23 protein-coding genes and 1 riboswitch are annotated in these 22,017 nt (G+C 39.8%); of the genes, 5 read left to right on the forward strand and 18 right to left on the reverse strand.

Translation table 11 applies throughout. From position 1 onward, the window contains the following. Positions 1-84: 84 nt before the first annotated feature. The 4 genes from AC6CIB_RS15625 to AC6CIB_RS15640 form a co-directional block, all read right to left on the reverse strand. Positions 85-1,308 (reverse strand): EAL domain-containing protein, encoded by a 1,224-nt coding sequence (locus AC6CIB_RS15625; RefSeq protein ID WP_498282196.1) that lies wholly within the window; start codon positions 1,306-1,308, stop codon positions 85-87. A 155-nt stretch (positions 1,309-1,463) separates the two neighbouring features. After that, positions 1,464-2,231 carry a 2,4-dienoyl-CoA reductase gene (fadH, locus tag AC6CIB_RS15630; RefSeq protein WP_498282198.1) on the reverse strand — a complete coding sequence of 256 codons (768 nt, stop codon included), beginning with the start codon at positions 2,229-2,231 and terminating at the stop codon, positions 1,464-1,466. 134 nt (positions 2,232-2,365) lie between these two features. After that, positions 2,366-2,584: a hypothetical protein gene (locus tag AC6CIB_RS15635; RefSeq protein ID WP_498282200.1), complete on the reverse strand. Its 219-nt coding sequence runs from the start codon at positions 2,582-2,584 to the stop codon at positions 2,366-2,368. 214 nt (positions 2,585-2,798) lie between these two features. Continuing rightward, positions 2,799-4,892, reverse strand: coding sequence for a sensor domain-containing protein (locus AC6CIB_RS15640; RefSeq protein WP_498282202.1), 2,094 nt, complete (start codon positions 4,890-4,892; stop codon positions 2,799-2,801). Positions 4,893-5,670: 778 nt separating this feature from the next. Between AC6CIB_RS15640 and AC6CIB_RS15645 the strand changes: the two genes are divergently transcribed. Then, positions 5,671-6,138, forward strand: coding sequence for a YkyB family protein (locus tag AC6CIB_RS15645; protein ID WP_498282204.1), 468 nt, complete (start codon positions 5,671-5,673; stop codon positions 6,136-6,138). A 94-nt stretch (positions 6,139-6,232) separates the two neighbouring features. Here AC6CIB_RS15645 and AC6CIB_RS15650 read toward each other — a convergent pair whose 3' ends face one another. After that, positions 6,233-7,135: a chemotaxis protein gene (locus AC6CIB_RS15650; protein WP_498282206.1), complete on the reverse strand. Its 903-nt coding sequence runs from the start codon at positions 7,133-7,135 to the stop codon at positions 6,233-6,235. A gap of 206 nt (positions 7,136-7,341) precedes the next feature. On the opposite strand from AC6CIB_RS15650, the gene AC6CIB_RS15655 reads away from it, so the two are divergent. Then, positions 7,342-7,542: a hypothetical protein gene (locus AC6CIB_RS15655; RefSeq protein WP_498282208.1), complete on the forward strand. Its 201-nt coding sequence runs from the start codon at positions 7,342-7,344 to the stop codon at positions 7,540-7,542. 42 nt (positions 7,543-7,584) lie between these two features. On the opposite strand, the gene queE is transcribed toward AC6CIB_RS15655, so the two are convergent. The 3 genes from queE to queC are packed head-to-tail and all read right to left on the reverse strand — an operon-like array spanning position 7,585 to position 9,400. Then, the gene (gene queE, locus AC6CIB_RS15660) at positions 7,585-8,307 is read right to left on the reverse strand and encodes a 7-carboxy-7-deazaguanine synthase QueE (RefSeq protein WP_498282210.1); all 723 of its coding nucleotides are present in this window, start codon (positions 8,305-8,307) and stop codon (positions 7,585-7,587) included. Continuing rightward, the gene (locus AC6CIB_RS15665) at positions 8,304-8,738 is read right to left on the reverse strand and encodes a 6-carboxytetrahydropterin synthase (RefSeq protein ID WP_498282212.1); all 435 of its coding nucleotides are present in this window, start codon (positions 8,736-8,738) and stop codon (positions 8,304-8,306) included. The genes queE and AC6CIB_RS15665 overlap by 4 nt, the downstream gene beginning before the upstream one ends. Next, positions 8,735-9,400 (reverse strand): 7-cyano-7-deazaguanine synthase QueC, encoded by a 666-nt coding sequence (queC, locus tag AC6CIB_RS15670; protein ID WP_498282214.1) that lies wholly within the window; start codon positions 9,398-9,400, stop codon positions 8,735-8,737. The genes AC6CIB_RS15665 and queC overlap by 4 nt, the downstream gene beginning before the upstream one ends. Before the next feature lie 125 nt (positions 9,401-9,525). Then, positions 9,526-9,570, reverse strand: a riboswitch (PreQ1 riboswitch). Between the two features lie 206 nt (positions 9,571-9,776). On the opposite strand from queC, the gene AC6CIB_RS15675 reads away from it, so the two are divergent. Then, the gene (locus AC6CIB_RS15675) at positions 9,777-10,364 is read left to right on the forward strand and encodes an HD domain-containing protein (RefSeq protein WP_498282216.1); all 588 of its coding nucleotides are present in this window, start codon (positions 9,777-9,779) and stop codon (positions 10,362-10,364) included. A 49-nt stretch (positions 10,365-10,413) separates the two neighbouring features. Here AC6CIB_RS15675 and corA read toward each other — a convergent pair whose 3' ends face one another. Further along, positions 10,414-11,409, reverse strand: a complete 996-nt coding sequence (corA, locus tag AC6CIB_RS15680) for a magnesium/cobalt transporter CorA (protein ID WP_498282218.1) — start codon at positions 11,407-11,409, stop codon at positions 10,414-10,416. A 132-nt stretch (positions 11,410-11,541) separates the two neighbouring features. On the opposite strand from corA, the gene AC6CIB_RS15685 reads away from it, so the two are divergent. Continuing rightward, on the forward strand, positions 11,542-12,693 hold the full coding sequence (locus AC6CIB_RS15685; RefSeq protein WP_498282220.1) for an aminotransferase A: 1,152 nt from the start codon (positions 11,542-11,544) through the stop codon (positions 12,691-12,693). A gap of 58 nt (positions 12,694-12,751) precedes the next feature. Here AC6CIB_RS15685 and AC6CIB_RS15690 read toward each other — a convergent pair whose 3' ends face one another. Further along, positions 12,752-12,928, reverse strand: a complete 177-nt coding sequence (locus AC6CIB_RS15690; RefSeq protein WP_188048448.1) for a hypothetical protein — start codon at positions 12,926-12,928, stop codon at positions 12,752-12,754. A 352-nt stretch (positions 12,929-13,280) separates the two neighbouring features. On the opposite strand from AC6CIB_RS15690, the gene AC6CIB_RS15695 reads away from it, so the two are divergent. Next, positions 13,281-13,955 carry a GNAT family N-acetyltransferase gene (locus AC6CIB_RS15695; protein WP_498282222.1) on the forward strand — a complete coding sequence of 225 codons (675 nt, stop codon included), beginning with the start codon at positions 13,281-13,283 and terminating at the stop codon, positions 13,953-13,955. Between the two features lie 165 nt (positions 13,956-14,120). Here the strand turns inward: AC6CIB_RS15695 and ptsP are convergent, their stop codons facing one another. The 8 genes from ptsP to AC6CIB_RS15735 form a co-directional block, all read right to left on the reverse strand. Continuing rightward, positions 14,121-15,842, reverse strand: a complete 1,722-nt coding sequence (ptsP, locus tag AC6CIB_RS15700; RefSeq protein WP_498282224.1) for a phosphoenolpyruvate--protein phosphotransferase — start codon at positions 15,840-15,842, stop codon at positions 14,121-14,123. Further along, positions 15,842-16,108 carry a phosphocarrier protein HPr gene (locus tag AC6CIB_RS15705; protein ID WP_034756145.1) on the reverse strand — a complete coding sequence of 89 codons (267 nt, stop codon included), beginning with the start codon at positions 16,106-16,108 and terminating at the stop codon, positions 15,842-15,844. The genes ptsP and AC6CIB_RS15705 overlap by 1 nt, the downstream gene beginning before the upstream one ends. A gap of 473 nt (positions 16,109-16,581) precedes the next feature. Further along, positions 16,582-16,845 (reverse strand): hypothetical protein, encoded by a 264-nt coding sequence (locus AC6CIB_RS15710; protein ID WP_498282226.1) that lies wholly within the window; start codon positions 16,843-16,845, stop codon positions 16,582-16,584. An 82-nt stretch (positions 16,846-16,927) separates the two neighbouring features. Continuing rightward, positions 16,928-17,710 (reverse strand): ABC transporter permease, encoded by a 783-nt coding sequence (locus tag AC6CIB_RS15715; protein WP_498282228.1) that lies wholly within the window; start codon positions 17,708-17,710, stop codon positions 16,928-16,930. An 18-nt stretch (positions 17,711-17,728) separates the two neighbouring features. Beyond that, on the reverse strand, positions 17,729-18,340 hold the full coding sequence (locus AC6CIB_RS15720) for an ABC transporter ATP-binding protein (protein WP_498282863.1): 612 nt from the start codon (positions 18,338-18,340) through the stop codon (positions 17,729-17,731). Between the two features lie 98 nt (positions 18,341-18,438). Then, complete coding sequence (locus AC6CIB_RS15725) at positions 18,439-19,701, reverse strand: hypothetical protein (protein WP_498282230.1); 1,263 nt, start codon at positions 19,699-19,701, stop codon at positions 18,439-18,441. Then, positions 19,671-20,864: a DUF58 domain-containing protein gene (locus AC6CIB_RS15730; RefSeq protein ID WP_498282232.1), complete on the reverse strand. Its 1,194-nt coding sequence runs from the start codon at positions 20,862-20,864 to the stop codon at positions 19,671-19,673. The genes AC6CIB_RS15725 and AC6CIB_RS15730 overlap by 31 nt, the downstream gene beginning before the upstream one ends. Beyond that, the gene (locus tag AC6CIB_RS15735; protein ID WP_498282865.1) at positions 20,861-21,772 is read right to left on the reverse strand and encodes an AAA family ATPase; all 912 of its coding nucleotides are present in this window, start codon (positions 21,770-21,772) and stop codon (positions 20,861-20,863) included. Before AC6CIB_RS15735 ends, AC6CIB_RS15730 begins: the two co-directional genes overlap by 4 nt. Positions 21,773-22,017: the final 245 nt, after the last annotated feature.

Genomic DNA, 22,017 nt, shown 5'->3' on the forward strand with positions numbered 1-22,017 from the left:
AGCCTCTAAGCCCTGCAGCTGGACATCAAGAAAAGCGGAGGGGCTTTGCCCAGAGGCGCAACTGACAGAAAGGCGCCCAGGGATTTAAAAGATCAAACCATCCTCCTCAAATAAAAATTCATACGAAAGATCCATAAATAAATACAATCCATTGCCAAACGGAAAGGAATACGTACGGATGGATTCTCCTGAATCAATATCGCTGTAAATGTCCGATAATAAACCTTTCTTATTGATCCTCATACGAATGATATTTTCCAGAAAGTACGGGCGCCAGCTCCAATTCTTCCCTTTGTACCTTGGTTCTATCTGCCACTTTTGATCAGTTTTTAATACATTACTAGTCACTTGGAAGCCATTTTCATCACAAATGTATAGCCGGAAGCATTTGTCGGTAAAATACTTCCCCAACTCAAAGAGTATGTCATCGAATTCAGTACTTTGTTTTTTTATCATCATCAGCTTTTGACTGATTTCTTTATGAAGGACATCCGCGAATTCATACCCTGCTTCAAGATGCTTCTTCTCATATCGAATATAGTCCTGACATTTTTCCTTCAATTTTTCTTTTAGGATATCCGGCTTCAAAAATGAGTCTGACGGGTGCTGCAGATAATATCCTTGATAATAGCGACCACCATTCAACCAGGCAAACTGCAGTTGAAAGTTGATTTCGATATTCTCAAATAAGAGGGATGCCCCAATCTTTCTCGCAAGCATTGACAAACTGTATAATATATCTTTATAGACTTTATTCCCCGCATCATTTCTCAGTTGGTATAAATCCACCTTCAAAATATCAGGTGAGAATTGAGATAGCCGATCCAACTGACCGCTGTTTCCGCCAACGTTATCAATCGCAATTTTAATTCCATATGTTTTGTAATACAGAAGCAAATGAACCAGCTGGTCAAAGTCCCCTATAAACGTTTTTTCAGACAGCTCAATCACCGTCCGGTTCAAATTCAAACCCTTTTTTTCGTACTCTTGAAGGAGCTCCAGAAAGGATTCCCCGTGGTCAAGCATCAATAGCCTTGCATCACGGTTTAAGAAGATATATCCCTCTTGATCCTCACCTAAAAACTTACTTAGAGCCAATCTGGTTATTCGTTCGTCCACTTCCACTTTATATTCATCCGGTATCTCTTCATCTCCAAAAAATGGACCAAGACTCTCGATAGTTCCTTCATCCACCCCTATTCTCCCTAATACCTCGTAGCCGATGATTTTATGTTCATCCGCACTGAAAATCGGTTGAAAGTACGGAATCACTTTTTCAATATTGGTTAATACTTCTAATGCGTCCATGCGCACTCCCCCACCATTACTCATGTTTTTTTGCATAATTATAACACAACTATACAGTGGAATCGAAGTGACATAAACAAAAAAGCTTTCCCCGCCCTGCCGTTTAGACATATGGGGGGAAAGCTTTTAATCCTTTGTTCATACTTTACCTTATATTAGAATGGAAATTGATTAAGCCATTGTCCCCCGTCCATTGTGATGCATTCTCCGTTTATATACGCCGCTTGATCTGACGCAATAAAATAAGCAAGGCCGGCGATCTCTTCCGGTGTTCCTAATCGTTTTAACGGGACGCTATCAATCGTTCTTTTCGCTGCCTCTTCAGAAATCCAAAGCTTCTCGGCACCACCCGTTCTTTCAATCGGTCCTGGTGCAATGGCATTTGCACGAATACCGTATTTATGGCCCCACTCGACTGCAAGCGTGCGGGTTAACGATAAGACTCCGGCTTTGGCAGCCGCAGAATGAGCCACACCTGTACCTGCATTCCAAGCGTAAGTGGCAACCATGTTAATGATGGACCCCTTTTGGTTGTTCTCAATCCAATAATTCCCTACAGCATGTGAGCACAGGAACGTTCCATTTAGAACGATATCAATAACAGATTTCCAGCCATTAGGTGAAAGCTTTTCAGCAGGACAAATAAAATTACCAGCTGCATTATTAATGAGTACATCGATTTTGCCGAACTTCTCAGCCGTAAATTCAACCATTGCCTTTACGTGTTCCTGTTCCCTGACATCCATTTGAAATACTTCAATCTTTCCATTAAGAGACGAAAATTCATCTTTCACCGATTGTAGTCGTTCTTCATTTCTCCCTGTTACGACGACGCTTGCGCCAGACTCTACAAAGTGCTTCGCCATATATTTCCCCATACCATTCGAACCGCCTGTTACAATTACAACTTGTTGTTCTCCCATATGTAACTCCCCCTTTTTTATGAATGAATGTTCACTCACAATTTTACCATATAGAGATGCGTTGCAACCATTTTAAATATAAAAAAGACTGATTTTTAAGAAAATACCTCCTTCTTAAAAATCAGTCTGAAAGATTAGCTATCAGGATTGTTAACAATGGTATCGTGTAATTGCGCCAATGCCTTAATAATGGTTTTATTTCTCTTATATCCTTTTGCTTCAACAGAAACATTATTATATGAAACGACTACCTGACCTAAAGATCGAGGAGTTTTAAAGCCATAAATATATGCTTTAATCGTTCCTCTATCGGTAGGGAGAAATAGGATTTCCATACGTTTTGTCTTTTTCATAATCCCTCTCCTTTATAAAGCATTCGGAACTCTGATTCACACGGATTTCGATTCTTTATGCCTGTCTATGAATCTTTTACTCTCCTCACTTTAAAATAAGTCATAGGAACTACTCTGTCAAATATTTCATCGCTTTTACCAGACGTATGTGAGACGAATGAAAATAAAACGTATCATCAAATGACAGGTTGCCTCAAATAGTGGGGCAAGAACGTTACATAAGAACAAATTGCTGCTGCTCGATCTCTTTCGGGCAGATAGGTTTACTAAAGAAGTAGCCTTGAGCTTTTTGGCAGTTCGCCTCTTTAAGAAAGTCAACCTGTCCCTCTCTTTCTACACCTTCTGCAATCACCTCAAGACCCAGGCTATGTGCAAGATGGATGATGGTAGTCGTTATGGCAGAATCCTTCTGATTCATTCCAATCTCTTTCACAAACGATTGATCGATCTTTAAGATGTCAATGGGGAATCGTTTCAAATAATGAAGAGAAGAATATCCTGTTCCAAAATCATCCACAGAAATGTACACACCAAGATCTTTAAGCTTTCTCAGCATTTTTAATGTTTGTTGAGTATCTTGCATGGCGCCCTCCGTAATTTCAATTTCTATGCAAGAAGCGGGAAGATTATACGTTGATAAATAGAATTCAATGGTATCTACTAATTGCTCCTGAAGGAATTGCTTGGGAGAAATGTTGATAGCCACACGTACCGTCTTATATCCTTTGTTTCGCCACTTTTGAAGCTGTATACACACTTGCTCCAGTACCCATTCGCCAATTTGATGAATCAAGCCTGTTTCTTCTGCCAACGGAATGAACTGTGCAGGAGATACAAACCCAAATTTACGGTTGTTCCAGCGGACTAACGCTTCGAAGCTATCGATGGTACCTGTAGCTAAGTTTACCTGTGGCTGATAATGGATGTATAGCTCCCCCTTCTCTATTGCTCTTCTCAGATGAGCTTCCATAATGATATAATTCGGAAAACTTGATTTCATATGTGTTTGGTAAAAACGATAATGGGCTCTTCCTTTTTCTTTTACTTCAAAGAGTGCTTGAGCAGCTTTTTGAATGAGTGAATTAGAATCATATCCATCGGCAGGATAACGGCTGATTCCAACCGAAGGAGAGATATAAAATTCCTGCTCATCTATAGTGAAGGGGTCTATGAAGAGTGCCAAGATTTCCTTCGCTTTCGTCTTGGTATCATCAAAACCACTATTCTTCAACAGAAAAATAAATTCATCTCCTCCTTGTCTGTATAATAAACATTCTTCGTTCGTAAGGGTTATCAAACGCTCTGTGATTTTTTTGAGAAACCGGTCTCCTCCCTTTAAACCAAGGGTATCATTTACAAATTTAAACCGATCTAGATCCAGGTATAAAAGCGAGAGCTCTATACCTCTTTCTTCCATATTATGAATGATTAAAGGGACATGATCATCCAGTGCTTTCCTGTTCCATAGACCAGTTAATTGATCATGCAGAGCCATATAATGAATCATTTCATTCTGTTCATGATGCTTGGTTATATCCTTCACGATAATATAACAGCCGTCACACTTTTCTTCTACCACGATAGGAACCATTTTCAGCTGGGTTATTTTCTCCTCTCCTGCTTCGTTAAGAAGAAGACTATAATCAATTGTAGAAGGTGTTCCCATTAATGTTTGGATAAGTGATTCTGTCAAGAGTTTCTCATTTTGAGAGTGAAATAAATCATAGATTTTCATATTTACTAAGTTTTCTTTTGAATAGCCTGTTAATGAGCAGCCTGCTCCGTTAGACTCCTTGATGACACCTTGTCCGTCCAGAATGAATATGGCATCCAGATTATGCTCGATAATAGATTTGTATCGTTCTTTCGCTTTCACTAATCTCTTCTTCTCCATAATGGACGAAGTTATATCTCTTGTAATGGAAACAACGTACTCTACATTTCCATATCCATCCTTGATGGGTGTCAGTATGGATTCGTTCACAACCTGACTTCCATTCGCATGGAAGAAAGTATCCTGATAGGTAACACTCTCACCCTTTTGAACAAGGAGGGTGTATTTCTCCTGTAAGTCAGTAGCCATCTCAAATGAAACCACTTCCTCCAATAGGCGTCCCATATCCCCATGCTGAATGGATGTGTACCTTTTGGCTGATTCATTTATGTATAGGTACCTGAAAGAAGGTCCCTTTTCAACCTTCATAATGAAAATCATATCATGTATATGATCTAAAATTAGTTCTTTCAAAACAGTGTCAAGGACCTGTTGATCTTGACCATTGGTGTTAATAATAGTAGTCCATTTCATGGATTCGTCATCCTTTTAGCCTTCTGTCATTTTCTACATAATGCTTCCTCCATATATTTTACTAGTTAATCCAAGGGTTTCCTACATTATTATAAGAATATTTGTTATTTTCTTCATTTACCGTTACTTTATACCTATGTTCCACTCCATTCGTCTGCCTATTATATGTGAGACAGGCGCGCAGCTTGAATATGAACCATACACTAATGTGAATAGAGAGAGGAGGTTTATTGTATATGTATCAGCACGCATATTACCCATACCACAGTTATCCACAGTTTAGAGGAGGAGACCAGCGCTTCTTCCCATTCTTTGGATTACCGTTTTTAGCAGGTGGTTTAGCTGGGTTGGCCATTAGCCCGTTCCTTTTCAACAGACCTTGCTACGGTCCTGCTTGCTATCCACCTTATCCGCCTTACGGAGGGTATCCTTACCCTGCATACCCACAACCCTACGGAGGAAATAATATCCAATCTTCACCGTACAACTTTACAGAGAATATTAATATATACCCCCAAAGATAAACAAAAGGCTCACCTGAAAATGTAAGTGTTACATTCTTTAGGTAGAGCCTTTATGATATTTACCCTCTACAACTTTTACTTTGAGGCCAGGGTACCCCGTCTAATCCTCTTAAGGTAACGCTATAATTCCTCCTATAGAAACTGACCTGTCGAAATATTACTAACTTTCAACAAGAAACTCCCCCTCCGTACCTTTCCAATCCCAGAAAAAGTAGGTATAATGAAGATTAATACATTGGAAAGGAGCCAATAACTTGAGGAATACTAGTAAATCTACCCCTTCTTCCACATCCGTAATCACCCTCTCTCAAGCTATTTTCACTGTGAATCGTCATGCGAAAACAGCAGGTAACCCAAAATACTTATATTCATTAAAAAAACGAGCCTTAATGAAAATGATTCGGGAAGGTAAGGCGAAGAAAGTTGGACTTCACTTTTCCAACAACCCAAAGAATAGTCAACAACAATCTGACGTATTGATTGATTGCGGAGATTATACCTTTCATATCCCTCCATCAAAGGAAGATTTCAAGGAATTGCCACACCTGGGTTCACTTGATCAATCGTTAAGAAATCCTAAATGTAAAATGGGACTTCAGCAGGCTAAAGGTATTTTAGAACAATATACAGGGATGTCTGATCGTAATGAACAGCCACGTAAGCCCGGGAAGAGTAGTTATCAAAAACCTGTTTTTAAAAAATTGGGCGATAGCTTCTTTTAATATTCAATGATTTTAGCGGATTAACGCATATATGTCATAAAGGGTTCAGACAAATGTCTGAACCCTTTATGATTATCCTCAATCTCTTTTGATTCTACAATATATGTTGATCGATTTTTAAAATCAGATCAGCAATCTCGGGTTTACTGATTTGATCTTCAGCTCCGACCATCTCACCTTTATGTTTTAAATCATTTGTAATCAGTGAAGAAAAAATGATGACTGGGAGTTTATTGAGCTTAGAGTGACTTTTGATTCTTTTGGTCAAATGATGTCCGTCCATTTGCGGCATTTCAATATCTGTAATGACAAGCTGAACTGACTGTTGAATATCATGAGTTCCTTCAACAAGTGATTCCAGATAATTCAATGCATCACCTCCATTTTCAAAAAACTCTACTTCTTCATATCCTGCTTCACTCAACGTATCATTCAAAAGCTTGCGGAGTAAAGGGGAATCCTCAGCAGCAACAATCTTCTTATTCCTTCTCTCCCTTGGTCCTAACTTCTTCACTTGTTCCACCCGGATCCCTGTATCAGGATTGATTTCCAGCATAATACTCTCAAAATCCAGTAACAATATCATTGATTCGTTTCGCTTGATGACTCCTATTATTCCGGAATGAACACCAGAATACATCTCTGAAGGTTTCTCTATTTGATTCCATGAAATGCGATGAATTTGGGTAACGTTATGTACATGAAAAATGATTTTCTGTTGATTAAACTCAGCGACAATGTACTTTGAATTGGAAGATTCCTCCTCTTCCACTCCCAGTACCCTTGCCATATCTATTACTGGAAGTACCTCTCCCCTCAATTGAATGAGTCCTTTCACATGATGATGAGAATGGGGAATTGGGATGACAGGAGTTGGTTGGATAATCTCCTTCACTTTAATTACATTGATACCAAATTTATTGTGATGAACTTCAAATTCAACAATTTCAAGTTCATTGGTCCCACTTTCTAGAAGAATGCTGTTTGATTGATTCAATTATTTTCGTCCTTCCATACAAACATGAGTATTTTCCTTACTCTTCTTATATCGAACAATTGAGAAACATGTTTACAGGTAACCATGAAAAAAGTAGGCAGACCCGTTTGGGAAAGCAGACTTTTTCAACCCTCACTTTCTATACCGTGACCTAAATGGTAATAGAAAATGAATCCCTATACATACTAAGGGGAGGAGGTGTTTATATGACCGATCGAAGGGACTTAGAGAACCGGAGCCTGCCTGATTTTGATGAAATAAGTGACCACATCCTTCCCTCACAAAACAATCTTCCCATTATTGCCTTCGGGAAGAATGCTGATGGAAAAGATGAACCCGATGAACTTTCTTATATCGAGGGACAAAGAAGGATAAAACAGGAACAACGTGAAAATCTTCATAAATAATAGAAAAAGCGATTGAAAGTCATCCCTTCAATCGCTTTTTTCTTATACTCCGCGCTTGTTGCCCCATACCAAAGTATGCAGCTGCGGGAGCACCCGTACATGATTCAATTCTTCCTTCTCACAAACTTTCTCAATGAGCGTTTCATAATCCAATAATAAATTTGACACCAGCTTAGGTGTATCTCCTTCGGAAACAGAAGGATTACCCGTCTGGATATAGAATGGAACGTCAGGAAAGTGTTTATGAATTTTTGTGGCGTATTCCAGATCCCTGTCGTCAAAGACAACAACTTTTAAGCTGAATTGTGAGCCATTCTCAATTAAACGTTGTACAATGATATCCAGCTTCTCAAAATCAGTCTCCATTTTCGAACTTGGAGGCTTTGGAGAAAGTGTCAGGTCATCTATATCATAGAACCAATCCTGCCAGCGGCTTCCTTGCGTCTCTAAGGCCGAAGCTATGCCATTCTCCTTTAAGATCTCGATAAGCTCCTTCAAATGAGCCAACAGAGCAGGATTCCCACCGGAAATGGTAACATGTGAGAACTTATTTCCTCCAACTTTTTTTAGCCTGTTCCACACTTCTCCAGCCGTCATAAGCTGAATATCCTCTTTTGCAGATCCATCCCACGTAAATGCAGAGTCACACCATGCACAGCTATAATCACATCCCGCAGTTCGGACAAACATCGTCTTTTGACCTATTACCATACCTTCTCCTTGAATGGTTGGACCAAACACTTCTAAAACGGGGATTTTCTTCATGGTTGTCTCACCTTTGGTCTGTATATGACGTAACTTGTCGGTGTTTCTCTTAGAAATATTTGAAGGCATTTAGGTTGGTGAGGCAGTGTGTCTAAATGATTCTGAATGATTTCCCACATCACTTTCGCTACAACTTCAGTGGTCGGGAACACATTGCCGTTCTCTGCAGAAAACAATTCATCTTCGTTCATGACCTTATGATCAAAGCGCTTATGAATCAGCTGTTTGATGTGTTGAAAATTAATAAGAAACCCTGAATCATCAAGTTGATCCCCGCCAATAGTTATATTTGCAAAGTACGTATGTCCATGGACATCCTGACAGCTTCCTGCATCCACATGTGGAATATAATGGGCTGCCGCAAAATGCATATCTTTATTTAATTCAAATTCATAAGTGTGGTCAGGAGTCGGGTAAATTTGTTGAATCATCTTCCCTCTCCCCCTTTATTTGCACTTGTATACTCTTCCAGCCCTCTTTGTCTAAGCTCACATGCAGGGCACTTACCACATCCGCTGCCTTTTATCCCATTATAGCAAGTGAGGGTATTTTCCTGTACATAATGGAAGGCACCTAAATTATCGGCCATTTCCCACGTTTGTGCCTTATTGATCCACATTAGTGGAGTATGAATCACAAACTGATCATCCATGGATAGATTGAGGGAAACATTCAAGGATTTCACAAAAATATCCCGGCAATCAGGATAGCCGCTGAAATCCGTTTCACATACACCTGTTACAATATGCCTCGCTCCGATTTGCTTCGCTAATATGCCTGCAAATGATAGGAATAATAGATTTCTTCCAGGAACGAATGTAGATGGTAATTCACCATCCTGATGAGTGATTTCTTCATGTGCCCGTGTTAAAGCACTTGGTGCCAATTGATTTAATAAACTCATATCTAATACATGGTGAGGGATTTTCAGATCCTCTGCAATCTCTTTTGCACAGTCCAGCTCTGCAACATGCCTCTGACCATAGTTAAATGTCACCGCTTCTACTTCTTTAAATGCTTTCTTTGCCCAAAATAAACACGTTGTACTATCTTGACCTCCGCTGAATACGACTAACGCTTTCTCTGTGTTCATAAAAGGTTCTCCTTTCTTTTCTACAGGCTCTTTTGCCATGAAAAGAAGAAAGAGATTCTGTGATACCCTATTACAATGGCTTTAAAGCCGTCATTTACAAAAAATAACGACACCTAAGGATGCCGTTTTCCTTAGTTTTTTATAGAGGGTTGTGCTAGAACCTCTCGAGACTTATCTATCTATCCCAGTTCTTCTTCTTTTGTCCTCAACCAATATAACGTTTTTTTTCAAAAAAATCTACCGTTTACGGGAATTTCATCGGAAAAGTAATCTCCATCGTGACCAGGTCTCCATTTCACCGGCCGCCGATTATTTGCAAAATACCTCCCCCCTCCTCATAATGGACATAAAAGAATCATTAATTGGAGGGTATGGCATGTTAGCTGATATGATTAATTTCGTTACAGAGGTAGACAAACTAAAGACGATCGAACGCCGTACATACGTAAGCAACAAAAGCCGCAGAGAAAATAGCGGCGAGCATTCCTGGCATGTATGCGTGATGGCCATGACCTTATTTGAAGTGTATGAGAGAAATCAGGAAACAGACCTGTTCACTTCCATTCAGATGCTTCTTCTACATGACATCGTAGAAATTGATGCTGGCGATACATACGCGTTTGATGAAAGAGGCTATGAAGACAAGAGAAAACGGGAAGAGCTTGCAGCTGACCGAATCTTTGGACTGCTTCCTGAAAAAACAAGAGACGAATACCGCTCTCTATGGGATGAGTTTGAAGAAGGAATGACCAATGAAGCTCTCTATGCTGGGATCATCGACCACATTCAGCCCCTTCTCTTAAATGTTTCAACTCAAGGAAAATCATGGATGGAACATAAGATTCACGCTCATCAGGTTCTAAACCGTAATGCGTGGATTAAAGAGATTTCACCACAAATTTATGCTCAAATTAACGAATGGGTAGAAATGGGAGTTGAAAATGGCTGGCTTATGAATAAATAGATAAAAAAAAGCAGTAACTTCCCTGGAATGTCACTGCTTTTTAGCTTGCTTATTTTAAACGAAGGAGCCTTCCTCGTTTTCTTCGTTTTTTCGTGCTGAATCGCAGCCAGCCGATTTTTATAAAGAACCCAAACATGACCAGTGCTATGATCCCCATAACCCCGAGAACGATAAAGTATCCGCTTCGCTCATCGAGTTCCGGCATATAGACAAAGTTCATCCCATACAGACCCACAATAAACGTAAGCGGCATAAAAATCGTCGTAATCACAGTTAAGGTCATCATGATATTATTCATTTTATCTGAGTTAATGGATAAATAATTATCCCGGATATCTGATGAAAATTCACGATACGATTCAAGCATCTCGACAAGCTTAATTAAATGATCGTATACATCATTAAAATAGAGCTGCTCTTCTTTGAGTGCATTCAATCTGCCGGAATTGCTAATTCGATATAATAAATCCCTCATGGGAACGAGGGTTCTTCTTAACTTTGACATATCATGACGAATATCGAATAATTCATCCATCAAATCACTCTCAGCATCTTCATTCGTGTTATCTTCAATTTTATTGAGGCGATCTTCAATACCATAAACGAGCGGAAAATAATCGTCCACTAACCGGTCAACAATTCCATGCATGACATTAAAAGGACTGAGCTGATCCCCTTCTTGTTGAACTTTTTCCCATACATTATTTAATTCCCTTACAGGCTGTTTATGGAAGGTAACGATAAAACTGGAGTTCACAAACATATTCACTTCGTGAGAATCCAGGGTTTTCTGATTAATGGCATGCAGAAGGACAAATATGTACTGATCATAAAAATCGAGCTTAGCACGCTGGCTGAAATCGTCCAGGCAATCCTCTATCGCAAGTGGATGGAATCGAAAATACAGTTTAAGTAGCCGAATATCCTTGCTGGTCGGTTCTGAAAAATCCACCCAATACCATTTAACCCCCTTTTCTTTTATTCTGGATAAGGGAACATTCTGTTCAATTTCCCCATTTTCCATGATAATACTCGTTCGAATCATATGGCTCTCCCTAACTGACATGTATTTATTTTTTATCCATTCCCTTTTTCATCATCATTCAAACAAAATCACTACGTAAAAGCTAGAATTAATGATAAAATATGAATCAAATTATTAAAGTAGGTGTACGTATTGGAACAGTATATTAACCCTCGGGTCAAGGACATCCAGATTTCAGGTATTCGAAAGTTTTTTAATATGGTGGCAGGCATAGACGACATCATTTCCCTGACAATCGGTCAGCCGGATTTTCCTACCCCACAACATGTTAAAGACGCGGGTATGGCTGCCATTGATGATGACTTCACTTCCTATACCCATAATGCAGGATTTCTCGAATTACGAGAAGCTGCGGCTTTATATGTAAAAGAAAAATATAATGTACATTATAACCCTGTAAATGAGGTCATAGTCACAAACGGCGCTTCTCAGGGGATCGATGTGATCCTTCGTACGCTATTATGCGAAGGAGATGACTGCCTCCTTCCGGGACCCGTGTATCCAGGCTATGAACCGATCATTAAACTTTGTGGTGCTAATCCCGTACAAATTGATATAACACAAAATGATTTTAAGTTGGATGCCGCACTTATTGAGAAGAGCTTAACTCCTTCTACAAAATGTGTTATATTGCCTTATCCATCTAATCCAACAGGGGTAAGCCTATCAAAAGCAGAATTAAAAGAGATTGCCGACTTACTTAGAAATAGAAATATCTTTGTGTTAGCTGATGAAATTTATAGCGAGCTTACCTTTGATGACTCACATTATTCCATTGCCGAATATTTAAGAGAACAAACCATCGTCGTCAATGGTTTATCTAAATCACATAGTATGACCGGTTGGAGGATCGGGCTGGTATTCGCTCCAGAATCGATTTCTAAGCATCTCATAAAGGTTCACCAGTATAATGTTTCCTGTGCTTCTTCCGTCTCCCAGAAAGCTGCCTATGAAGCTCTTACAGTCGGAAAAGATGATGCGGCAGATATGAAGAAAGAATATAAAAAACGAAGGGACTATGTATACAACCGATTAGTTGAGATGGGATTTGAAGGAATCGTCAAACCTGACGGAGCCTTCTACTTTTTCGTCAAGATACCAGATCGGATTCTTTTAAGTTCATTTGATTTTTCGTTGGCACTTGCTCAGGAGAAAAAGGTGGCTGTCGTTCCTGGAGATGCTTTTTCCCCTCTCGGCGAAGGATACTTCCGACTATCCTATGCCTGCTCCATGGACCAGCTGACAGAAGGACTCGACCGTATCCACTCCTTCATCCAACCCTGACAAGAGGGACGGACAAGAGGGACGGACCTTGCATAACAAGGTCCGTCCCTCTTCATATTTACCCTTTATATTCACCGTTATTTTTAGGTGCTTTTTCTTTTTTGGCTTTGTCTTTGTGTATTTTGTTTGTTGCCGCACTGCCTATTTCGTGGGCAAACTCCGCATTGATCTTAGAAGAATCGAACCCTTTTTTGTTCTTCTGTTGTGGATCATTCTTTTTTGTACGTTTCGCCATTATTTATACACCCCTTTTATTAATCATGCTAATCTTTAATGGATTAGCACAATATTATTATTCGCTTTCTTCTTTTTCACTATACGAATCAACTTCCGGTATAAAAATAGCAAAAAAAGAACCAACCCAGTTAACTGAGTTGATTCAAAAAAAAGGAAAAGGGGGTGTTAGTGAGAAATTAATCTCCAATTTCATGCTTAATTATAGAATACCCGCTTTCCAGAATGATAAACCGCCCTTCAAGAAAAAATTAATTTTTTTTCAGAAGAAAAGTTATTTCAGAAAAACACTTCAAAAAAGCGCTTTCATAAAGTATAATGAACAAGTAAATTCTGAGAAATGAGGTTCTAACATGTATGTGAAAGAACAGTACGTTTTCAGAAACAGCCAAATTCATAAAGCCGTTATCAGAAATTACCGCAAAGACGATTTCGATGATTTGATATCCCTTCAAAAAAGAGCTTTTCCACCTCCTTTCCCATCAGAATTATGGTGGAATAAAGATCAGCTCGCACATCACTTGATTCATTTCCCCCTTGGGGCTATGTGTGTGGAAGTAGGCGGGAAATTAGTGGGAAGCATGACCAGTTTAATCGTCGACTTTGATCCGTTAGAGCCGCATCATACGTGGGAAGACATAACTGATGATGGATATATCCGGACTCACAATGAATATGGAAATACATTGTATGTGGTGGATCTATGTATCGACCCTGATTATAGGGGATTTAAGCTTGGAAAAGTCTTGATGAATGCCATGTTCGAGATTGTGGTTCATTTACAATTGGATCGCTTACTAGGCGGCGGTCGGATTCCTACCTATCATAAAGTGGCCAAAAATTTTCCGATTGAGGAATATATACAGAAATTAACGAGTGGAGAATTCAAGGATCCCGTCATTACGTTTCTTCTGCAAACAGGACGCACTCCTTTAAAAGCGGTTAAAGGGTACCTGAAGGATGAAGAATCATGTGACTATGGGGTTTTAATGGAATGGAAAAATCCTTTTAAAGGTTCAAGGTTTTAACGTGTATTGCAAATGATGTACTCCCTGAAAAAGAAAAAAGGGATTGAAAGAACAATACGTTCCTTCAATCCACAAGAAAGGGGGAAAGGAGAATGAAAAGGCCCAAATGGTGTGCCTTATTATTCACAGATATAATACCCTCATTCCCACCATCTAAACCTACATTTATTCCATTGATGTCGCTTTTTTCACAGCAGAAATGACAGCATCATTGGTGTCTAATTGTAGTGCTTGTTCTGCCAGTTCTTTCATTTCAGCACGGTTCAACTGACGGATTTGAGAACGTGCGCGTAAGATCGATGTAGCACTCATAGAGAACTCATCCAAACCTAATCCCAGAAGGATCGGTACAGCAATCTCATCTCCAGCCATTTCACCACACATACCTGCCCATTTGCCTTCTTTATGAGCCGCATCAATCACCATTTTGACAAGACGTAAAATGGCAGGGTTATACGGTTGATATAAGTAGGAAACTCGCTCATTCATGCGGTCGGCAGCCATTGTGTACTGAATTAAATCATTGGTTCCGATAGAGAAGAAATCTACTTCCTTGGCAAAAACATCCGCCATTACAGCTGTTGATGGAATTTCTACCATGATTCCCACTTCAATATGATCAGCTACGTTTGTACCATTCTCAAGAAGAGCTTTTTTCTCTTCTTCAAGGATGGCTTTCGCTTCTCTGAACTCTTGAAGATTTGAAATCATCGGGAACATGATCTTTAGATTTCCGAATGGACTGGCCTTTAATAACGCTCTAAGCTGAGTACGGAAGATATCCTGTTCGTCCAGACAGAGTCGGATCGCACGATACCCCAGGAATGGATTCATTTCTTTTGGCAGATTTAAGTAAGGAAGCTCTTTATCTCCACCGATGTCAAGGGTACGAACCACTACAGGTTTCCCTTCCATACCTTCTAATACAGCCTTATAAGCTTCGAATTGCTCGTCTTCAGACGGTAATTCGTCACGACCCATGTATAGGAATTCTGTACGATACAGACCTACACCTTCTCCGCCGTGATTTATAACCCCTTCAAGGTCCTTAGGTGTCCCAATGTTAGCAGCAAGTTCAACATGCTCCCCATCCTTGGATACCGTTGGTTCATTGACAAGCTTCGCCCATTCAGCTTTTTGTTCTTCATATCGGGCATGCTCTTTCTTGTACTCTTCGATGACTTCAGGAGTCGGATTAATATGTACTTCTCCATTTAATCCGTCAACGATGATCATGTCACCATTTTCAACTGAGGAAGTAATGGATTTCGTTCCCACTACAGCTGGAATCTCCATTGAACGTGCCATAATGGCTGAGTGAGATGTTCTTCCACCGATATCTGTTGTAAATCCTTTAACAAATTCACGGTTTAATTGTGCCGTATCAGAAGGTGTTAGATCCTCTGCGATCACAATCACTTCTTCTGTCACCATGCTTGGGTTCGCAATCTGCACGCCCAATAGGTGTGAAAGGACACGTTTCGTCACGTCACGGATATCTGACGCACGTTCTTTCATGTATTCATTGTCCATGGATTCAAACATGGATACAAACATATTCGCTGTTTCTTTAAGGGCGAATTCAGCGTTTACATTTTCAGATTTCACTTTGTCTTCGATTGGTGTCAGTAGTTCTGGATCACTTAGGACAAGAAGATGCGCTTCAAAGATTTGAGCTTTATCTTCACCTAAATCTTCTCTAGCTTTATCACGGATCGCTTCAAGCTCTGACTTTGACGTCGCAATGGCTTCCTGGAAGCGTGATACTTCCTGTTCAGCATTGTCTACGTTTTTCTTTTCAAAGCTTAGGTCGGGTTCAACTAAGCGATACGCTTTCGCTATGGCAATACCATTTGATGCCGCAATTCCTTTTAAAAGACTGGACATTACTCAGCTAAACCTTCTTTGTTCAATGTTTCTTGTAAGCTGTTTAACGCTTCTTCTTCGTCGCTACCTTCAGTAATGATTGTGATTTCTGCACCTTTACCTACACCCAAAGACATAACACCCATGATTGATTTTAAGTTTACTTTCTTTTCTTTGTATTCTAGATGTACATCGCTGTCGAATTTGCTTGCCGTTTGAACTAGTAGAGTTGCCGGACGAGCGTGAATTCCTGTTTCAGCTGTAACTGTAAATGTTTTTTGTGCCATGTAAATCGACTCCTTAATTTATCTTGTTTTTAGTTGCTTCATTAAAGTAATGGATTATGAAGAATACGTCAACTATTTCTAGTAAATAATCCATTCCTACTATAAAGCTGTTCAATAAAAAAGAATAGCATGCAATGAAGATATACACAATTGTAAAGCTTGATTTTTTTAGTATTTCATAAATTTGCCACTGTTATGAACCTATTTATGTAAAAATTATGATGTTTTTTACAAAGGCTCTTTTCGCAAAGTTTGTGGCTATCTTAGAGAAGAAAGTAGTAGTTGATTTCCGCTACAGGACGCTCGCTTTCCGCTCCACTCAACTTTCTTAGATTCGTCTTGCTTTAACAAAATTATTATAGAAAAACAACCTTTTAGAAGACACCTTTACAAAATAAAAACTGACTCTTCAATGACTCCATTCCAATTAGGAGAAGGAGTCTTTAGTATGAGTCAGTTGTGTCATTGCGATACTATTCTTTTTCTATGATTTCTGATTTAGCTTTCATGATATTATAGCCGATTTTTGCTTTTATGACGGTCCCCTTCAGAGTCATTTCATGATCTTCAGAGGTGTTTGTATATACATTTACCAAGTCACATATGCACCGAGAGAATAATTCTGAGAGTTGTTTTAATTCCTGCACCTCATGCTTGCCATCCTCTTTCATTAGTTCTTCTATGACATCCATGGCTAAACTTTTCACTCTTAGCGCCTGTTCTGTTTGGTAATTCATATAGTTCTCTCCCCTTTCCTGCCATTCTTTCTCTATCATATGCAGGAAAAAACTAGATTAGAACAGGAGTGCTATGTGGTATCTATAAATTTAATTGGGCATCTCTCGTAAATAGTTGCTTATATCCCATTAATATAAAGCTGATGACTGTTAAGGCTACACTCCCCACTATGCCTAAAAGTATGGCAATCTGATACTCGATGGCCACTAATGGACTTATCCCCGAAAGAATCTGCCCTGTCATCATTCCAGGTAAAAAGATGATGCCCATCCCTAACATATTATTAAGAGTGGGAAGAATCGCTGCATCAAAGGCATTATCTACATATTTTTTAGAGGCTGCTTTAGGGGTTGCTCCGAGCATGAGGGCACCTTCTACCTTTTCTCTTTGATCCTTTAATCCCCCTAATAGAGTATTGATCCCCAAAGTGATGCCCGTCATGGAATTCCCCACTATCATTCCGGCAATGGGTATAAAATATCTCGGTTCATACCAAGGGGAGAAATGAATAACCACCATATTAAAGTAGAATAAGCTAATGAGAGTTCCAATTAGTAAAGATAAGGCGGCAATCCCTTTCAGTTTCTTATCCATTTCGTATTTAACCTGTTTAAATATATTCCTGATGGCGAAGGCTTCCATAATCAATATAATACCTAACGTAAGCCACGGACTTGGATTGTCAAAAATATAGGTTAGTATGTATCCTGCGATGATTAACTGAATGGTCATTCGAAAGGAGGCAAGTATAATCTGCTTCTCCCTGGAAATTCCTCTCCACTTCACAATAAACAACAATAGAAGAACGAAGAAATATGCTGCTAAAAATCTCCACAGCTCTATATCAATTATTCCTTTTTCCAATAATACTCTCTCCTTCTTTTATTTTGATATGGTAATAATCTCTTCACCATATTGCTCGGCAACGTTGGTCGAATGAGTGACCATGATAATGGTTCCTCCATGACCTTTGGCAGTTTCGATAAAGCTTTTCATCACTTCAATTTCCGTTTCCTCATCAAGAGCAGACGTAGGCTCGTCCAGTAAATAGACTGGCGGTTTCATCAACAACACCCTGCCAAGGGACAGGCGCTGCCTCTCCCCTCCGGACAACTGTTCTGCACGAGAACCCAAAGGTTTATCCAGCTTTACGATTTTCAGTGTCTTCATGAGCTCCGCACGACTTGCAAGCGGCTTCTCTGAAAACAGAAGACCCTTCTGCAAATTCTCTTCTACCGTATCCCCGAACAATAAGGGGGTTTGTGAAATCATCACTACTTCTCTTCGAAGTTTTACAGGGTCCATTTCTTGTAAGGGAGTCTCATTATAATAGACCTTTCCTTCATCTGGTATATTCATTTTATTTAGCAATTTTAGAAAAGTAGATTTTCCCGCACCGCTTTCACCGATGAGGCAGGTTGTTTTGTGTGAGGCTATTTCCAAGTGATCGATGCTTACGATATTTTTAAATATTACGCATTCTAATTGAAACAGCACTACCTTCACCCTCCCATATATTCACATTTATCATACCCTAAAGAATCATGAAATAAAGAAGCTGATGCTCGAAAGGAGAACTTCGAGCACCAGTTTCATTCAAGTGGTGTATTCAAGGATTCGATGTGTTCCCGGATTCGTTTTGTGAATAAATCCACTTCATCCTGATCCGGAACTCCACGTCCATATCTCACACGTTCGTATATAGCGAAAAATTGGGCACTTTCCTCCAACTCAATTCTAGTGAACCAAGCTTGGACGTTTTCATTCGGAAGTCTGCCCACTTCATTCTTGTAAGTTTCTTCTTCTAACATTTCCATCGATTTTCTGATTGCGTCCCTTGCTTTAGAATATTCGACCTGCTCTTTTTGATTATGCGTATCAGCCGCTCCTTCTACCCGGGTCATTATGACAGGTGTTGTACCCTCATTCAAGGATAAATGTAAGGAAGTTTTTCTTTTCTTGAACAAATAAATGATTGCAAAGCAAACCAATAGGGCCAGCAGTGCCTCATCTACCCATGAAAACGAAAGTGCGTCACCACTGGTAGGCAGCTGGGAATCATCATAAATTTGTTGTTCAATCTCATTTCCGTCTCCCTTTTCCGTATTACTTTCAAAAAACTTCAGGATCAAATCCCTTAATTTAATCAATATATTAAAAATCGGGTTAACCAAAAAGGAGAATAACCAAAGCACCTTTTCAAGCAGCCAATAGACTCCTTGGCTGACCACTGAACTAAAAGCTGCAAGTATCCCCACGCTTACAAACACCGTGAGAAGGAGTGCAAAAGGCTTGTATATACTCTTCTTTACTCCTTTACTTTCGCTGGCCAACATCCTTTGAATCGAAGTGAAGGTCCCAATGAACGCGAATAATAGAAACAGCAGACTGTAAACCAGGTATGTGTTTTCCAAATGTCTGATAGATCCCGTGAATAAAGAAACAGCAGAGATAAAAAGAAAAATCAATACGTTACCACTGCTGACTTCAATTGATGGGTCCTTGATCTGTAAATAGGAGCTGATTCTCCAGTGCAGAAAGATCGTAGCGGGAAGTAAAACCCACCAGGACGCCGAGAGTAATAAGATCCCAGTTCCAACCCCCAGGGCAAACACTGCATATAACAAGAGGTGATTGAAGCTCTGCACTTTGAGGGATATGGCCGTGTAAGTCAGTACCAAGACCAACATCATAGCAAAAGCGGGTACGTATTGGTTCAATACGACGTCTCCAGTAAATAGAAACGTAATGGCCAGCAGGACAAACAAAAGATCAATTCCTGCATACAGCCCCATTTTGATAAAAAGCATTTGTTTAAGTTTCGTTATGAAGGAATTTTCAACGAACGATTCCATAATGTGACGACTCCTTGTTCTTCTTCTAAGCTTAGCTTAAAAATATGTGGATGGCCTTTGCCGATATTCTGCAATAAGTCCTCTTCCCTTGACCCAAGCGAACCGGCGACAATAAAGACGGACGGTACCAGTCGGCGTAGATACAAATGCTGGAGGACGATGTGGAAGGGCATGGTGAATTCATCGGTCGATAAGGTAGCTAAAAGCTCCAGCCCTCTCTGTCGGTGCTTCCTTCCTGTTCCTGGTGGCAGATAATAATAAGGTGTAAGTCCCGGTGTTCTCACATTTAAGACTAGGGAAAAAGAGATGTTTTGTTCCACAGCAAGTTGCATAAGGTAAGCTGCATGCTTGATGATTCCCTCCAACTTGCTCGTAATGGCAAAACGATCAGAGATATTAATGGCAATCATCCACTCTTTTTGAGTAGCAGGCGCGAAGATTTTCGTTTGCAGCTCGCCTGTTCGTGCAGAAGCCTTCCAATGAACATCCTGAAATCGATCTCCCTGTACGTACCCCCTTGTGCCTACGGAATGGAACACATCATGAAACAAAGAATGGGGAGTAGATACGTCCCCTTGCCTTAATGTAAGCTGTTGCTCCACCATTCTTACAGGTGATGAAGAAGGGAACACCATAATGGTGGTTTGAACTGAATCGAGTAGATTCAGGAGAACCTTACCACTTCCAAAAAGATGAGGGATCTCAAGCTGCATATTGGTTATACGGCATAACCCTCTTCTCTTACCTTTGACCGGTAACGAAATTTGCCTCTCTTCATTTTTCCCAATGGAGAAAGGGATAGATACCTCGATCTCGTTAGCAATGCCCAATGAATATGGATGCTTTGTAGGCTCCACAATATCTTTAAATGTTATCTTCAATGTTGCTCCCCAAATGGGAAGTCCTTTGTTTTCAAGTTTAAATACCCAATTATCTTCCTCATCACAATGAAGCCTCAATCTTCGTTGAGATCTTTCAATCATGACTCCCTCTCCAACTTTTAGCAGATACCACTGATGAACGCGAAAATAGAGGATGATCAACAGGAAAATCCCCAATCCAACATACGATTGTACATAGAAACTTACTGCCCCGACAATGACAAGGAGCACTAAACTCAAGGATATATATGGGTCTTCAACTACTTCGCGCTTCCAGTTCACTGCGCCTGCCTCGCTTCAACAGGCAGCATGGCAATCTCTATTATTCTGTCAATCAATTCTTCAGGTGTTTTAGTAAGGGATGCCTCAATGGTTAATTGAATTCTATGCTGAAGGACAAATGGTGCTACCGCAACGACATCCTGGGGTCTGACGAAGTCCCTCCCCGCTATGAATGCCTGAGCCTGTGATGCTTTTAAAAGAGCTAAACTTGCACGTGGACTCGCCCCTACTTCAACCCATTCATGCTCCCTTGTCGCCCTTGTGATCTGAAGAATATAAGATTCGATATCCTCAGATATATGTACCTCTTTAACGAGACTTGAAAGAGATTGAATTTCACCCAGGCTCATCACCATTTCTACTGTATTTAAAGGTTGTGCAGATTTAAATCGATTTAGAATACTGCGTTCCTCTTCGAAACTTGGATATGCAAATGGAATCTTCAACAGAAAACGATCCAGTTGGGCTGCTGGTAGAGGAAATGTCCCCTGCTGTGATTCAATCGGGTTTTGCGTCGCTATCACAATGAACGGAGGCTGTAATGATACCGTCTCTCCATCGATGGTGATCTGTTTCTCTTCCATCACTTCAAGTAAACTTGCCTGCGTTCTGGGAGTAGCCCTATTTATTTCATCTGCTAATAACACATTAGTGACAACTGGTCCGGTTCTCAATTCGAATTCTTGAGTTTTTGGATTAAAAAACTGAATGCCTGTTACATCACTCGGCAATACATCCGGTGTGAATTGTATTCGCTTAAAATCTCCTTCAATACAATGTGAAAATGTCTTAGCCAATAATGTTTTACCAGTCCCTGGTACACTTTCTAGCAAGACGTGCCCTTCCTGAAGTAAGGCAATCAATAGAAGATTGACTTCTTTCTCCCTTCCAATCAGAACTTTGCTCATTTCTTTTTTTATGTCTTGTATAGTAGACACCTTTGCTCCCCCTTTATTTTGATCTCTATTTATCTAGTAATTTTAAAATAACAATAAATATTCAGCCAATATTCTAAAAATAGAACCATCCTCATCATACCATAGTATATTGTTAAAATATCCCTTTTGTTTCTGAACAGTAAAAAGCCGGTCACCATCCCTGTCTTGGATTCGTAACCGGTAGTTCTTCTATGTTCATACAAATATTTACAAAT

It is taken from the genome of Rossellomorea sp. GQ25 (assembly GCF_059758515.1).